We start from the raw sequence: 14548 nt of genomic DNA, 5'->3' as shown, positions 1-14548 counted from the left end.
AAAGCCAGTTCCTTAAGGAGCTGGCTTTATGTATGTGTCTTCCTCTGTTTCTTCCCACTCTTGAAATGCCGTGATCTCACCGGATAATGTTTTAAATAAGAATGCAAGTACCGTAGCATCATCCAATAATCCTGCACCAATCAGAAAATCAGGAACCGCATCAATCGGACTTACAAAATATAAAAGGCCCGCTACAATAAGAAGCATCGATTTTTTGGAGACGTTTCGATAATCTCCCTTTTTATATGACCTTACTAAGCGAACAAGGGCTTTAACTTGAGCACCCAAATCTCGCAAACCCTGTTTATCGGTTTGAGTCGTTTTGTCTTCAGCCTTTGTAACAAGCTCACCCGTTTGCGTAGGACTTTCTAATACGGCATTTGCTTTTTCTTTCATCTTATTAAAATAATTGCCGATCGTATTTTGCTTCATGCTCATTTCCCTCCTGCCTTTTTTTATTATGTATACCCTCTTTTTATATCCTTCGTCAATCATTATCATTAATTTCTCTTTTTCGTATTCGATTAAATGAATCGCCAAACAACGCTAAAAATCTACTGAATCAGACAAACATAGTGTTTGTTTTTAAAAGCTCGATCTTTGAACAAGTTTACCTTCGTCACTGTCACAGCAAGGTTCTAAATCCTTCGTACGGTTATTTTCCACAATGTGTATCTTGTCCAAACATGACGAAATCTATCGGGAAATATTTTTATATTCGTCATTATTTTTCATAGGATTATAAGGGATTTTCACGAATTTATTAGATAATAAAAGAATGAGGAGGAATTTTCAGATGTCAAAATCAAAATCCATGGTAGTAGGTTTTGCATTGGGAACGGTTGTAACAGCAGCTGCTACATTACTTTCTACTCCTAAAGCAGGTAAAGAGGTAAGGAAAGACCTAAAAGAAAATATGGGAAAAATGAAATCTACGTTCTCCAGCATTAAGCGTGACGGCATTCAGCTAAGAGCAAAAATCAAATTTGCCAATAAAGAAAAGGAAGAGGCACTGCAAGAAACTGCTGCTTCGATCATTGAAAATACAGAAGAAGAAATGGAGCAAGAAATTAAATAACATGAAGAAAATTCTCCATTAGAGGAGAATTTTTTTCTTTTTTTATAAACATATGTATATTCTTACTTTGTCACTATATCTGCTAAAAGTTATCATTCTATTTTACTAAAAAGAAAGTAAAAATTGAAAAATTTTACTTTCTTATTATAGGAAATACTGGCATAATGAGGAATAGGATGTGTTTTATAAGATGGAGGGGCATTTTAAAAATGAACAAAGATCAATTATATAGTTTTCAAGAAGCCATGATCTATAGTCACAAACTTTCTCAAATTAGTAAAGCTTTATGGAAAAGTGTCGAAAAGGACTGGCAAAACTGGATTAAAGATTATGGACTAAATATTAATGAACACCATATCCTTTGGATTGCTCATCATCTCGAAGGCGCTTCGATTTCTGATATTGCTAAGTTCGGTGTTATGCATGTTTCTACAGCCTTTAACTTTTCAAAAAAACTGGAAGAACAAGGCTATCTTACATTTTCTAAAAAAGAAGACGACAAGAGAAATACATATATCTGTTTAACATCTAAAGGTGAAGAACTTCTGTTACAAACACTAAATACATATGATCCTTCTAAATTTGGTGTATTCAGCGCGTCTATGCCTATTAAAGAACTTTTTGGAAGATTCCCTGAGTTTCCGGAGCTAATGTCGATCATTCGCAATTTATACGGTGATGATTTTATGTCTATCTTTAACAAGCTGGAAGAGAAAATTGAAGAGACTATTGAAGAACAAGCATCTGCACCTGTTATCGCAGCTGAGGAAATTGCCTCTTCTCATTCGTAACGACACGAAAGCTCGTATAGTTTTTTCATTAATGAAATATATTTTTCCTGATGAAGCAAAGCCAGGATCGTTTCTTTCGGTTTAAGCTTTGGTGTCAGCATACCTGCAAAGTGAATTAATAGCGGCATGTAATGAACAAAACCTGCTTCTTCTTGCATAAAAAATAGTTTCTCAAGCTCATCGCAAAGTTGAATGATATCATTCACTTCTTGTTCGGTGAGCTTTTTTTCCATGACTAGCCTGAAGAATGGATACGAAGTGAGATCGACACTTTCAATGGTTAACAGATTATAAAATTCAAGTCTTTCTAGCCTCTCTTCAACCGTCTCCATACATACCCTGCTTTCTAGTCATACTATGTCTATATTATAATCCAACTTTCACCATTTGGATATGATTTTAATTCCGTTTGTCCGATGGCCTGCGTTATATTTTGGCTAGCAAAAAGCACTCTCATCTACAAAGCTGCAGATCAAAGTGCTTACTCTTATTTCGTATAAACTCCGAACTTAATGGAGTTCTTCTTTAGGTCAAATTCTTCTGTTTTAACCGCGTATCCTGGTTTTGTAGGCATTTCTGTAACCTTCATCAGTATACTTTCATCATTCGGATAAACTTCTACCCATTCTGGAAACTCAATCGTCTTTTTCAATAGAGTAAAGACTTCATCGCCTGGCAGCGGAAAGCGCCCAACTTGAATATCTTTTTCTTTTAATAAAAGATCACCATTATCCATTACCTCAGGTTCAAATGTAATTTGATAAGGAAGTTCCTGATTAAACGCAACGAAGGATCCGTTCAAGACAGCTTCATCACGTAAATTAACATAAACATTTACATTTGGCGCCTTTTTCTTCAGTTCTTTATTTAAAAGATCTTCCACCTGTTCCTTTTCCGTATGTATGCTTAATAATTTTTGGTTCGCCCGTAAATCTGAACTTAGTTTGCTGCGGTCGAGATGGCCCCCATTTGGATCTGTGAAAAGTAAAGCGACGACCGCTGCCGGAATTGCCAGTGTAAGAATTAAAAGTACGATGAATGCTGCTTTCCATTTATTACGCATCTTCTCTCCCCTTGTGATAAGTATTTTATTCTATTCATATTCCACATATTTTGGTAAAGTTAAACAAGTAGTTCATGTTGGAGGTTTATATATGGCCGGCTATTTATTTGTTTTTCTAGCACCTGTATTTTTATTTGTATTCAATTCACTCACATACAAGCTCTGTGATAAAAAAAACTTGTCCGTAAAACAGGAAGATTCGGTTTATCGCACCATAAATATTTCTATTACCATTCTTCTCATTTCTTCCTATATTTCAAACGTCTTTTAAAGAAAACTTGGCTGACGGCACACCCTATCAGTCAGACCTAATAGTAAAAGGGGGAACCAGACTTCATTCCCCCTTGTGTATACCTTAACAAACATACGATGCACCTATTGATCAAGAGTAGTAAAAACAACACTAACGAATCTGCCTGAATAATTCAAGTCCTATACAGCTCCATTCAAAAGAATAGGTACTGCAAGACTAGCTTTTATGTTAGCAGAAACATGCAGCACCTACGATAATCAATAAGATAAACAACACTACAATCAACGCAAAGCCTCTTCCATGTCCGTGTCCTGAACCCATGTTGCCACCTCCTTCTTTAATCTGTACACTATCCTATGCATCACGAGTAAGACACGCATAGGCATTTGCCCTCATATTGCTTAAATTTTCATACTTTCATCATTTGCAGTTAGCAGCTCCTACAATGATGAGAAGGACAAAAAGAACAATAATAATTGCGAATCCTCCCCCGCATCCGTAACCATAACCGTAACTCATCATCATACCTCCCCTTTTCTTTTCTCCGTATCATATGGTGATTCGCCCTGTTTTGATTAGACGAATGTCCCGGGTTTTAAATTTTTTTTTAAAACGGCTTGGCTCAAAATATAATGTGTAAATTTTCTCATATTTCATTTATTGAATAGGAATATCGACAACGTTTATGCTATAGTTAGAGATGTTAAATTATTACTTCACAGTAGGAGTGTTTGAAATGAAAAAATGGATGTTATCTTTAGGGCTAACAGCGGGACTAATCTCTTTATCCGCTTGTAATAACGCTGGTGCTGACTCAGAAGCAATTGTTGAATCAAAAGCTGGAGATATTACAAAAGAACAGTTTTACAATAAAATGAAAGAACAATATGGTGATCAAGTACTAAACCAAATGATCGATGAAATGGTACTTGAAGATAAATACAAAGTTACAGATAAAGAGATTGATAAAGAAATCGACAAGATTAAAGAAGAGCTTGGCGGGGAAGATGCTTTTAAACAAGCACTTGAGCAAAACGGCTTATCTGATGAGAAACAGCTTAAAGAACGCGTAAAATCTATGCTTTTAAATGAAAAAGCTGCGACAGAAGGCGTTAAGATCTCAGAAGATGAAATGAAGAAAGTATTCGAAGAAAAATACAAAACAGAAGTTAAGGCGAGCCACATCCTAGTTGATGATGAAAAGACAGCTAAAGAAGTTCAAAAGAAACTAAAAGAGGGCGGAGACTTTGCTAAACTAGCAGAAGAGTACTCTAAAGACCCTGGTTCTAAATCTAAAGGCGGAGACCTAGGCTTCTTCGGAAAAGGTGCGATGGTACCTGAATTTGAAAAAGTAGCGTTTACTCTTGATAAAGGTGAAACAAGCGACCTTGTTAAGTCTGATTACGGAGTTCATATCATTAAAGTAACGGACAAGCGTGAAAACAAGTTCGAAGACAAGAAAGAACAAGTTGAACAAGAGTTAAAACAGCAAAAAGCAAAACCAATCACAGAAATCCTTGAAAACCTTCGCAAAAAAGCGGACGTTAAGATCAAAGACAAAGAACTAAAAGAAAAGATCGAAAAGAAAGCGGAACAACCACAGCAGCCGACAGTACCACAGCAATAATATTGAAAAAACCAGGCCTTTAGGGGTCTGGTTTTTGTACATATTCCACCCTTTTTTAGAAAAACACGATCAGACACGTTGAGGTCTTTTACGGTACGTGTTCTTTTATTTATTACACGTTCGCTCAGTAAAGCGAGTTTTCGCTCCATAGACTGCTCGCTTCGCTCAAACCATGCCAAGTTTCGCTCAAACTTCATAGAGTTTCACGCAAAAACCTCTCATTTCCACTCCAAAAAGGTAATTCTACTTGTAAATACCACATTAAAAACGTACAGATCATACAGAATTTTATTAAAAAACGAAAAGCTGACAGCAAAAGGGCATATTTCATATCCTTTTGAGTCAGCCTCTACCTTTTTCTCTATCTTTTCATTCTCCAGAAGCTTTATGCGTTGGCTCGGCTTCTTCTTCAATAGTCATGTTCAGACGCTCATTCATTTCTTTAGCTTCATCAAAAGCTTTCGCTATTTCGATACGCTTCATGAACACCTTTCCTTCTTCTTCGATAACCTTTTGCTCCAGAGCACGGTCTTCCTGGAAAAGTGTTGTTCCCCTGTATCCGCTATAAATAATGCCGCAAAGCACAAAATACACCCACCATGGAGTCATTGCAAAAAATTCGCTGACTCCTGCTGAATATTCTTTTAAAACAAATGCCGCAATAAGTATCGCACCAAAAAATAAAGCAGCGTATCCTTTCATCGATAAACTCCCCCTTTTGTTAGACAAGCTTTTATTCAAGTCTATGAGGGATTGATTAAAGATATGTCACGAAAGTGCAGGTTCTGCTTTTCTATCTGTCTTGGCTTTTAATTTTACTTTTTTATCAAAAGCACGGAACATGATATAGTACATTCCTGCACTCAATACTGCTAATATAAAGAGCAAATAAAACGTATTTTCAAAGCCAATCCACATCGTTAATGGAATAGAGATTGGAGCAATCGTACGGCCGATTGAAAAACGCAAACCTGCCGCAGCAAAATATTGACCTCTCATATTTTCTGGAGCGAGCTTTGAGATAAAGCTTTCCTGAATCCCTACCACCATTAATTCAGCAGTCGTGAAAATGATCATGGCAGCAAACAGAACCCACATTATCGTCGTTCCACCAAAAACGAGCATGGAAACTCCGTATAAAAGCGCAGAAAGAATAAAGACTCTTCCCTCGTTAAAGCGGTTCATCCATTTTGCCATCCAAACAGTACAAAGCGCAACCATCAACCCATTTAATGAAATCAGATAACCGAATACTTTTTCACCGGTTAACGAGAGGTTCCAGTTTCCGATAGCTAGTAAAGTTTGCTCTGGCACTTTTTCCGTTAAGTATACAGCGAGTAATAAATCCATTTGCATAAAGGTTTGAGCAACAAGAATACCTGCAAGTATAAAAAGTAAAAACAGCTTGTCACTGGCAATAACTCTGTAATCCTTTAGTTGTTCCCAAACCGCTTCATGCCATTTTTTATCCGAACCAACTTGATCAAGCACTTCCTTCTTAACCGGAACAGTTTCTCTGATGTATTTAGCAAGTACAAAAGCAAGAACAATACTCACTGCTAAACAAGCAAGAAGCAGTTCAAACCTATGTGAAAAGAAGAATACACTTCCTAACACCGGTCCAAATACTACAGAAATATTGATTGAAGTATAGAAAACCGCAAACACTTCACTTCGGTGTTTCTCTTCCACCACATCCGCAATCATTGCATGGCTTGCAGGCCAGTAAAGAGAACCAAACAGGCCTAAAGCGGAAAATGAAATAAATGTTAAAATAGGTGAATCCAGCCAAGGGGAATTTGCAAGTACAAAAAATACGAATGTAGCAGCCTGCCCCCAGGCAGAAATGACCATCATCTTTTTTCGGCCAAATCTATCGGCGCAATAACCGCCGACGAGGTTTGTGATTACACCGACAACCTGTGATAGTACAAGTAATATTCCTGCTGTTTCCTTACCGAGCTCATCTGAAAAATAGATGGCCATAAACGGGAAAAACATCCAAAATAATAGATTTACAAAAAATTCTCCGATTAGACGTACTTTAATATTTGCATCCCAGTCTTTCCATTTCATGTTGTTCACTCTTTTCTTCGTTATATATCCGACACTGTATTGCGTCCACCTGTCTTTTGAGCATTTTTCAGAGTAAACATGGGACTCTCAACAAACAGAAAAAGCCCATGAATACACACCTATAAAATGTGCACACCACAGACTTTTTCATAAAAAGGCTGAAGATGACACATGAAAGATCGATTGCTCAAAAGAAGGTAGAATACATAGCAAAATAAACCTTTCCTTAAAAGGATTGGACGTTATTTAGCTTGCTTCCCTGCCTTAATTTGAACAATGCTTTTCATGAGTCATTGCCTCCTGAACGTTTTCTTTTATTTCCAATTCCAAATTTAACATAATTTCTAATTATTCACAATCGTTTTGATGAAAATTAATTTTTAGCAAATTCTGTTTGGAATTGCGGCTTATATAATGAACGGTTTTCTAAAGCAAACTGTTTTTCCGTGAATTCTCCCGGCTGTACTTTTTCAAGTGCACGATCCATCATATTCATCCTTGCATCAAAGTTATCGATCATATGAAGAATCTCAGCTTCCCTGATCAATGGCTGTTTTGGACTTCCCCATTCTGGCTTGCTATGATGACTTAGTACGAGATGCTGAAGCACAGTCACTTCTTCCCCTTCAATCTCGAGTTCATTGGCTGCCATTCCGATTTCGTTTACCATGATCGTAATATGTCCCAGTAATTTACCTTCTAATGTATAAGAAGCGGCAACAGGACCTGAGAGTTCAATCACTTTGCCAAGGTCATGCAATATTATCCCGGAATATAGAAGATCTGTGTCCAGTGAAGGATACAGTTTGCTGAATGCCTTTGCCATATTTAGCATGGATACTACATGGAACGCAAGGCCAGAAACAAATTCATGATGATTCTTTACGGCGGCAGGATACTCTAAAAAATCAGTTTGATATTTTTTAAGCAGGTGCCTTGTGATCCGCTGTATATTCGGATTTTTCATCTCAAATATGTATTTGGTGATCGTTTCTACCATCGCTTCTTGTGTTAGCGGAGCTGTTTCAAGAAAATCACTTACTTTAACACCGTCAAGTTCCGTTGCAGGGCGGATCGCTTTAAGCTTAAGCTGCATTTTTCCTCTGTAATTACCCATTTCACCAGAAATCTTTACGATTGCTTGAGCTGCGTAAAGCTCTTCATCTTCAGGAGAGCAATCCCAAAGTTTTGCTTCTACATCTCCCGATTGATCTTGGAGGATCAGCGTTAAAAACGGCTTCCCATTACTGGCCGTTCCTTTTACAGATGATTTGATAAGAAAAAATCCGTCAACCATCTCTCCTACTTTATAAAAAGCAAGTCCTTTTTTCATTTTCCACCCCGCCTTTCTTTGTTTTAAGTATAGCATATCAGCCTATTTAACTATTCTTATGAACACTAAAAAACACATTTGTATTGGCTTATTATTCTTTATTCTGCAAGTCGTTTATTAGTATTTTTATCTGGAAAGCCACACCGTTTTTCGTATTAAGCGCTGTTGCTTTGCCTCCATGCAGCTCAGCAATCCGTTTTACAATAGCGAGTCCGAGCCCAAACTGCCCCTTGTTCCCTTTTCTGAACGGCTGAAAGATCTCGTCTCCTGTTACGCCTGTCAGCTGTTCTCCATCGTTAAAGACCTCGACGATGAAATAGCTGCCTTTATAGAAAGCTGAAAGTCTAATCGTTTCACTGGCATAACGAAGCGCATTTTGAACCAGATTATCGAGCAGAATACTCCACTGTTCATGGTCACCGTGGATCTTGTAATGGCTGCCTGTAATTTCAAAGTTTATATCTTCCCGCTGATATCTAAAACGCTCCACAATATCCTCAGCCAGTTCTCCAAACTCAAACGTCTCTTTAGAAAGTACATCCAGCTTCAATGCATCGAGTTTTGTATAGTAAAGCATGTTTTGCACACGCTTTTCCATCCTTTGTGTTTCTTTTAAAATAACATCCATCATGTCTTCCGTCGTTTTCTTTGGCATAATGCCATCCTTCACAGACTGGGCATAGCTCTTAATCGTCATGATTGGTGTTTTCAGCTCATGAGATGTGTGCTGGATGAAAGTTTTTTGTGCATAGTCGTGTCTCAGGAGATTTTGCCTCATATCCTCAAACTGTTTTGACAAGACATAAAATTCGTCATCCCCTTTCCAATGAAAGGGCTCCTGCCAATTTCTTTTGGCGATCTGCTCAAAACGTCTACCTAATATGGTGAGCGGAAAACGGAGATACCTTGCCAGCCAGATTGCTGGTATGATTGAAAAGACTCCCGTGAACAGCAAGATCAAAACAAGTCTGAGCCAGAGCCTGTTTACCATTTGATCACGATACGTGTCCCACATATAGGAAATCAAGTAGACGATTTCACCTTTTGTATTCGTTCCTTTAGAGATCACATAAAAAAGAGTGGCTCCTTCATACGTAAGCTCATATCTTCCTTTATTATCTTTTTGTTCATATGCTTTTTCAGCCATCTCCACTAAAACTTCCTTAGGTACAAAATCTCCTTGTAGTTGATTGGCATACTGTTCCGCAATCAGAATGTGTCCAACATCGCGTGCTGCGCTTCTTCTTTCAATAAAATCTTTTGGTGTTTCTCCTGGAAATTGCTTCTGAGGATTAATCTCCCCTTTTTGCTCGTTTTCAATGATTCGATAGGTTTCCTCTGTAAGGGTATCTTTAATGGACAATGGATAGATAATAGCGGTTAATAAGCCGATCGTAAACAACAACAGACCAAACGAAAGCCAGATGCGCTGCGTGAGATTCAACCGGATCATGATGGAATGATCCTATAACCAGAACCATAGACGGTTTCCAAGTTCAGCCGCGGCATTTTCTTGCGCACGCGCCTGATCACATCGTCAACCGCACGTTCAGACCCAAAATAGTCGTCACCCCAAACATATTCCAGAATCTCTTCTCTTTTTCTTGATTTGCCTTTGTTTTCGATCAAGTAGAGCAGAACGTCTATTTCTTTCCCTGTTAAATTAATGATTTCTCCATCACGTGTAATCCTTCTGGAGATTGGATCTATCGTGTAGCCTGTTATTTCAATAATCTGCGGCATTCGATTGCCTGTTTCATAGATTCTTGTTAAAAGTTTCTTAACTCGGATTACAAGCTCTCTTGGCATAAACGGTTTAGCCAAATAATCATCACTTCCCAGTTCAAGACCTACTATCCGATCAAGGTCCTGATCTCTTGCCGAAATGAAAATTACTGGTATATCAGAATTCTTTTTGATTTCTTTTATGATTTCATAGCCGTCCATACCTGGGAGCATAATATCTAAAATCCAAAGATGAGGAGGGGATCCTTCAGAATTCTTTAATGCTTCCTCTCCGTTGTGAAAAACAGAAACATTCCAACCCTCTTTATCCATATAGGCTTTTAAGACGTGTGAAAGGTCTTGCTCATCCTCTACTAAGTAAATCATATACTCATTTGACATGGGCATTCCCCTCCTTTAATTATTTTTCAGCTAAAACAGAACGATCTGGCCAGTGAATAAATGGAACATCCGGCACAATCGACTCTAAATGTGAGTGGCATGTAAAGAACAGAACCTGTCTATCCCGTGCGAACTCTTGAATCAATGACAGCGTGCGACGTGTTCTTTTTTGATCGAAATTCACTGCAATATCATCCATTAGTACCGGGAATCCAGCAGGACCGGCATTCGCTGCAACAGCGAGCCGGATCGCTAAATAAACTTGCTCTGCTGTTCCACGGCTCAACTCATGAGGATAAAAGCGTGTTCCATCCCCTTTTAACACTAGCAGTTCGTTTGCATCCGTAAATAAAATAGATTGATATTCCCCTTCTGTTATTTTACTAAAATAACCACTCGAAGTCTCTAAAACTGCTGGCAGCTTCGTTTGCTGATAGTCTTCCTTTACTTTTTGCAGGGCATGCTGGGCAAGCTTAAAGCCCGCCCACTTCTTAACAAGCTGATTCCATTCCTCTTTTAATAGTTCATAACGGTGCATGTGCTCTGAATAGCTGCCGTCTTCAAGAAGCTGTTTCAGTTCCCATTTAAGTTTAGCCCTGTCTTCAGTAGCTGTTGAAAGCTCTGTTTGCTGTTCTTTTTCTTTTCTCTCGATATCTTCAAGGAGCTGAACGGAATCCTCGTATTTCTCAGTAACCTTTTCTGCCATACTGTCCATTTCAGTTGAAGAATAACCTAAGGATAAGAGCTGGTTGTAAAGTCTATCTCTTTCTTCAGAATGCTTTATATAGGAAGCCGTTCTTTTTCCATTTTCATAGTATTGTTCTGCTGTGTCAGCACCAGCTTCATTCAATAGCTTTACGACCTGGTTGTTTATGTGCTGAATCTGTTTTAGAAGTGTCTTTTTCCGTTCTGATAGTTCATTGCAATTTTTCCTAAAATGTTCTCTCTCCGTTTCTTTTCTTACCTGATTTTCTAATCTTGCATGTAATTCCTCTATCAGTTTAGGAACATCTTCAGTGATCTCTATGTGAAAGAACGATGCTAGTCTTTCAGCTGCCTCTTTAAAATGGGAAAGTTCTGATGCAATATTGTGCCGCTTTTGATTTGTGTTCACTTTTTGCTTAATGATTTCTTTTATTTTATAAAGACTGTTCATATAACCAGACATCAAAAGCTTCTCATTATCGCCTTTATATCCATTTGATCGCGCCCATTTTTCTGCTTGTTCATATACACTTGCTTCTTCTATTTCTAAATAATCAAGCTGTTTAGCAACCTGCAAATATACAGTATTTTCGTGCTGAAGAGCAGCAGTGAGCTGAATCCATTGTTTTCGGTTTACCTCATCCTCAAGTAAACGGTGATTGCTTGAGACAGGTGTGTCCTGTGTAGATCCGTCTTTTTTATAACTAGTTAAAATCATCACACCAGCTGCAAGCAAAAGCAGTACTCCAGCGAAAACAACTGAATTTTTATCAGATGTCCAGCCAGACCAAATTAACACTATTGCTGAAATAACAGGCAGCATCATAGCATAATAAGGCCGATTTTTTTGATGTTGATATGTTTTGCTTCTTTCCTGTTCATAGCGGGCATGTTCTTCTTCAGGTAAAAGCCTTTGTTTTTGCTCTGCTTCTTCTTTTTCTAATCTTTCAAGCTTTACTCTCGATTCTTCTAATTCCGTTTCTAACCTTCTCTTTTTCTCAGTCAAGGCTGTCCTTTTTTTCAGCATCTCTTCATGCTCATGTAAAGCAGAAAGAGAAACATTCAGCTGCATCAATTCCTCTTCTGGCCATATTTCTCCAATAGCTTCAAATAAACTAGATTCCTGATTTTGCAATTCCTCAGCATGGTTGGTTAATTCTTTAAGCTGTACCAGTAAATGCTCAAAATGCGGCAGTTTATTAAACAACTGTTTAATATCTCTTTTATATGAAAGCAATTGTTTATCCGTTTCCAGCAGCTTTAGTTCTTTTTCCATTTTAAGCAGCCGGTCTTCAATATATTGGAGTTCACTGTTTAGTAATGAACCTTCTTTTTGCCACTGCTCATAACGGTGGATACCGTTTTCCGGAAATGTCATTTTTTCCGGATCAAATGACTTCAGTTCATGCTGAAGCTGTTTGTATTTTTCCAAGACTGGCCGCAATTCAAACAAACGTTTTAAAGACCTTAACTCTCTTTGTATAAAATCTAATTCTTCCTGTGTTTGATGAATTTTCTTCTCGATGATTTCTTTTTGGTTATCGAGCATCTGGTAGCTTTCATTCTTTTCCCTGAAGGATTGCAAAGATTGCCCAGTAGCTTTTAACTGTTCTAACTTCTCGTTAATAACTGGCTTTTTTCCGGCTTTTTTAAATAATAGGGATTGTTTCCGTTCAAACGTTTGTTCAATTTCAAGCAAATCACGGTCACCTGATAAAGCAGTACTCAACAAGAAGTTACCAAGTTCTTCAGATGTTAATTTATCCAGCTTCTGCAACCCGTCAAGCCCAAAGCAATACGCCCCTGTAAATAAAGACACATCCATCCCATCTAAAAGATGCATGATAAAAGATTCATCTTTGTGCTGACCGGTTTCATCATAAATGGTTACGTCTCCAGCAGCCTTAGTGCCGGCAATTCTTTCAATTGTCCATCTCCCCAATTTTGGATGATCTACGGTTAATTTTCCACCGAGGCGGTTGCCGTTTTTCGGTTCATACCGGTGCTGTGCCTGGTTTTTCACAGGAAAACCGAACAGCACACACTTAATAAAATCCATCAAGGTTGTTTTTCCTGCTTCATTATCTCCAAAAAGCAGCTGAAAACCTGTACGTTCCAGTGATAATTTGCAATCCTTTAAGGCTCCAAAATGATAGATGTGCAAAGATACTATTTTCATAATTTCACCTAGCCTTTGTACAGCTCTGATAATAATAATTGTTCTGCTTGTTTCTTCACATCTTCCCAGTCTTCTTCTGTGAGAGAAAGATATTTTCTTGCTGTTCTATGAGTCTTTAATTCAGATACCGCTTTTTCAAGCTCCCTGTCATCTTGTAAAACGTTTAAAACATCTTGGAAGAAAGCAGACTGCTTAATAGACATTTCATCTTTCAATGCGGGACGAACATCATTTTTTATAGAAACAATATGGACAAAAGATGCAGCATCCTCTTCCCGCAAAATGTCCTCAAGTTCTTCTAAAAAAATGCCATCCAGCAATTCTTCGTACAATAGCGTATGGCCTGTTAATCTAATAGAAAGAAAAACCCCTTTATGCTGATGTTGGTATGTATTTTTTGCTTCTTCACACAATGTAATAATTTCCTGGAGACTTTCTGTTTCATCTAATTCAATGACTGCCTCATGCCATTCAATATCAGATGTTGCATAAAAAACGCTTGTTGCTTCATTTCCATTAAGAGTGACGATAAACCCGCCTTTTTCACCCGTTTCACCACTATGTCTTCCTTGTATATTTCCTGAATATCGAACTGGCGGTTCATCATGCAGATCCATTTTTTTATGAATATGTCCAAGCGCCCAATAGTCATAGCCCTTTTTTAAGAGTTCCGATAATAGAAAAGGAGCATACCGGCTATGCCCGCTATACCCGTCCGCTTGTCCGTGTAAAATACCGATATGGTACAGCTCATCCTGTTTCTCAGGAAAATGAATGGTACGGTTATCGGTCACAGCTGCTGTTTCATAACTAAACCCATGAAGACAGGCAATTTTCTGTCCCTCTCTTGCATAGTAATAACTCTGAATGCTGTTTCCTTGAAAAAAATGAACATTCTCAGGCCAATCAAGTGTGACCCACTGACCATCGAGCGGATCATGATTTCCATGGCTTATATAGACTTCTATATGATGATTCTCCAGTTTCAGAAAACAATCTTTTAAAAAGGACTGTGCTTTTAAGCTTCGCTGCCCGCTGTCATAAAGATCACCGGCAATGATAACAAAATCTACTTCTTCTTTGATCGCTATATCAATAAGTCTTTTAAATGACATAAATGTACTTTCAAATAGCCGTTCCAGCATCCCTTCCGGCAAAGAGGAAAGGCCCTTGAAAGGACTGTCTAAATGAAGGTCTGCGCAATGTAGGAACTTTATCATTTCACTCATCCTTTTTTTCTATCATTCTTCCCCTCATTTTAACATATATACGAAAACACGTTCGCTAAATTGTATACAAAAAAGGAGAGCAAGAAT

The 14548-nt window shown here is 38.0% G+C and carries 15 protein-coding genes; 3 read left to right on the top strand and 12 right to left on the bottom strand.

From position 1 onward, the window contains the following. Positions 1-12 precede the first annotated feature (12 nt). A complete protein-coding gene (locus M3196_RS14515) occupies positions 13-432 on the bottom strand; it encodes a YkvA family protein (RefSeq protein WP_251323033.1) in 420 nt (139 codons plus the stop codon). A gap of 364 nt (positions 433-796) precedes the next feature. Here M3196_RS14515 and M3196_RS14510 point away from each other — a divergent pair, with 364 nt between their 5' ends. After that, entirely contained in the window at positions 797-1078 is a 282-nt protein-coding gene (locus M3196_RS14510; RefSeq protein WP_251323032.1) for a YtxH domain-containing protein, read from the top strand. Positions 1079-1287: 209 nt separating this feature from the next. Continuing rightward, a complete protein-coding gene (locus M3196_RS14505; RefSeq protein ID WP_251323031.1) occupies positions 1288-1869 on the top strand; it encodes an HTH-type transcriptional regulator Hpr in 582 nt (193 codons plus the stop codon). Here the strand turns inward: M3196_RS14505 and M3196_RS14500 are convergent. The 4 genes from M3196_RS14500 to M3196_RS14480 all read right to left on the bottom strand — a co-directional run bounded on the left by M3196_RS14500 (position 1860) and on the right by M3196_RS14480 (position 3704). After that, positions 1860-2201: a DUF1878 family protein gene (locus M3196_RS14500; protein ID WP_251323030.1), complete on the bottom strand. Its 342-nt coding sequence runs from the start codon at positions 2199-2201 to the stop codon at positions 1860-1862. The genes M3196_RS14505 and M3196_RS14500 overlap by 10 nt on opposite strands. A 155-nt stretch (positions 2202-2356) precedes the next feature. Beyond that, positions 2357-2932, bottom strand: a complete 576-nt coding sequence (locus M3196_RS14495; protein ID WP_251323029.1) for a YpmS family protein — start codon at positions 2930-2932, stop codon at positions 2357-2359. A gap of 481 nt (positions 2933-3413) precedes the next feature. Further along, the gene (locus M3196_RS14485; protein ID WP_077363456.1) at positions 3414-3506 is read right to left on the bottom strand and encodes a YjcZ family sporulation protein; all 93 of its coding nucleotides are present in this window, start codon (positions 3504-3506) and stop codon (positions 3414-3416) included. Between the two features lie 99 nt (positions 3507-3605). Continuing rightward, entirely contained in the window at positions 3606-3704 is a 99-nt protein-coding gene (locus tag M3196_RS14480) for a YjcZ family sporulation protein (protein ID WP_276531383.1), read from the bottom strand. Positions 3705-3921: 217 nt separating this feature from the next. Here M3196_RS14480 and M3196_RS14475 point away from each other — a divergent pair, with 217 nt between their 5' ends. Continuing rightward, complete coding sequence (locus M3196_RS14475; protein WP_251323026.1) at positions 3922-4812, top strand: peptidylprolyl isomerase; 891 nt, start codon at positions 3922-3924, stop codon at positions 4810-4812. Positions 4813-5181: 369 nt separating this feature from the next. Here M3196_RS14475 and M3196_RS14470 read toward each other — a convergent pair whose 3' ends face one another. From M3196_RS14470 to M3196_RS14440, 7 genes are all read right to left on the bottom strand, one after another. Continuing rightward, positions 5182-5514, bottom strand: a complete 333-nt coding sequence (locus tag M3196_RS14470) for a sporulation YhaL family protein (RefSeq protein WP_251323025.1) — start codon at positions 5512-5514, stop codon at positions 5182-5184. A gap of 66 nt (positions 5515-5580) precedes the next feature. Beyond that, a complete protein-coding gene (locus M3196_RS14465; protein WP_251323024.1) occupies positions 5581-6888 on the bottom strand; it encodes an MDR family MFS transporter in 1308 nt (435 codons plus the stop codon). A 373-nt stretch (positions 6889-7261) separates the two neighbouring features. Then, a complete protein-coding gene (gene yhaM / locus M3196_RS14460; RefSeq protein WP_251323023.1) occupies positions 7262-8221 on the bottom strand; it encodes a 3'-5' exoribonuclease YhaM in 960 nt (319 codons plus the stop codon). A gap of 91 nt (positions 8222-8312) precedes the next feature. Next, the gene (locus tag M3196_RS14455; RefSeq protein ID WP_251323022.1) at positions 8313-9674 is read right to left on the bottom strand and encodes a HAMP domain-containing sensor histidine kinase; all 1362 of its coding nucleotides are present in this window, start codon (positions 9672-9674) and stop codon (positions 8313-8315) included. Continuing rightward, complete coding sequence (locus M3196_RS14450; protein ID WP_251323021.1) at positions 9671-10348, bottom strand: response regulator transcription factor; 678 nt, start codon at positions 10346-10348, stop codon at positions 9671-9673. Before M3196_RS14450 ends, M3196_RS14455 begins: the two co-directional genes overlap by 4 nt. Positions 10349-10367: 19 nt before the next feature. Next, a complete protein-coding gene (locus M3196_RS14445; protein ID WP_251323020.1) occupies positions 10368-13232 on the bottom strand; it encodes an ATP-binding protein in 2865 nt (954 codons plus the stop codon). A gap of 8 nt (positions 13233-13240) precedes the next feature. After that, complete coding sequence (locus M3196_RS14440) at positions 13241-14452, bottom strand: metallophosphoesterase family protein (RefSeq protein WP_251323019.1); 1212 nt, start codon at positions 14450-14452, stop codon at positions 13241-13243. Positions 14453-14548 lie beyond the last annotated feature (96 nt).

Source organism: Fictibacillus nanhaiensis (assembly GCF_023715445.1).
In the GTDB taxonomy this organism is placed as follows: domain Bacteria; phylum Bacillota; class Bacilli; order Bacillales; family Fictibacillaceae; genus Fictibacillus; species Fictibacillus nanhaiensis_D.
The sequence above is the reverse complement of the archived record's forward strand: the minus strand, read 5'-3'. Positions and strand labels throughout refer to the sequence as shown.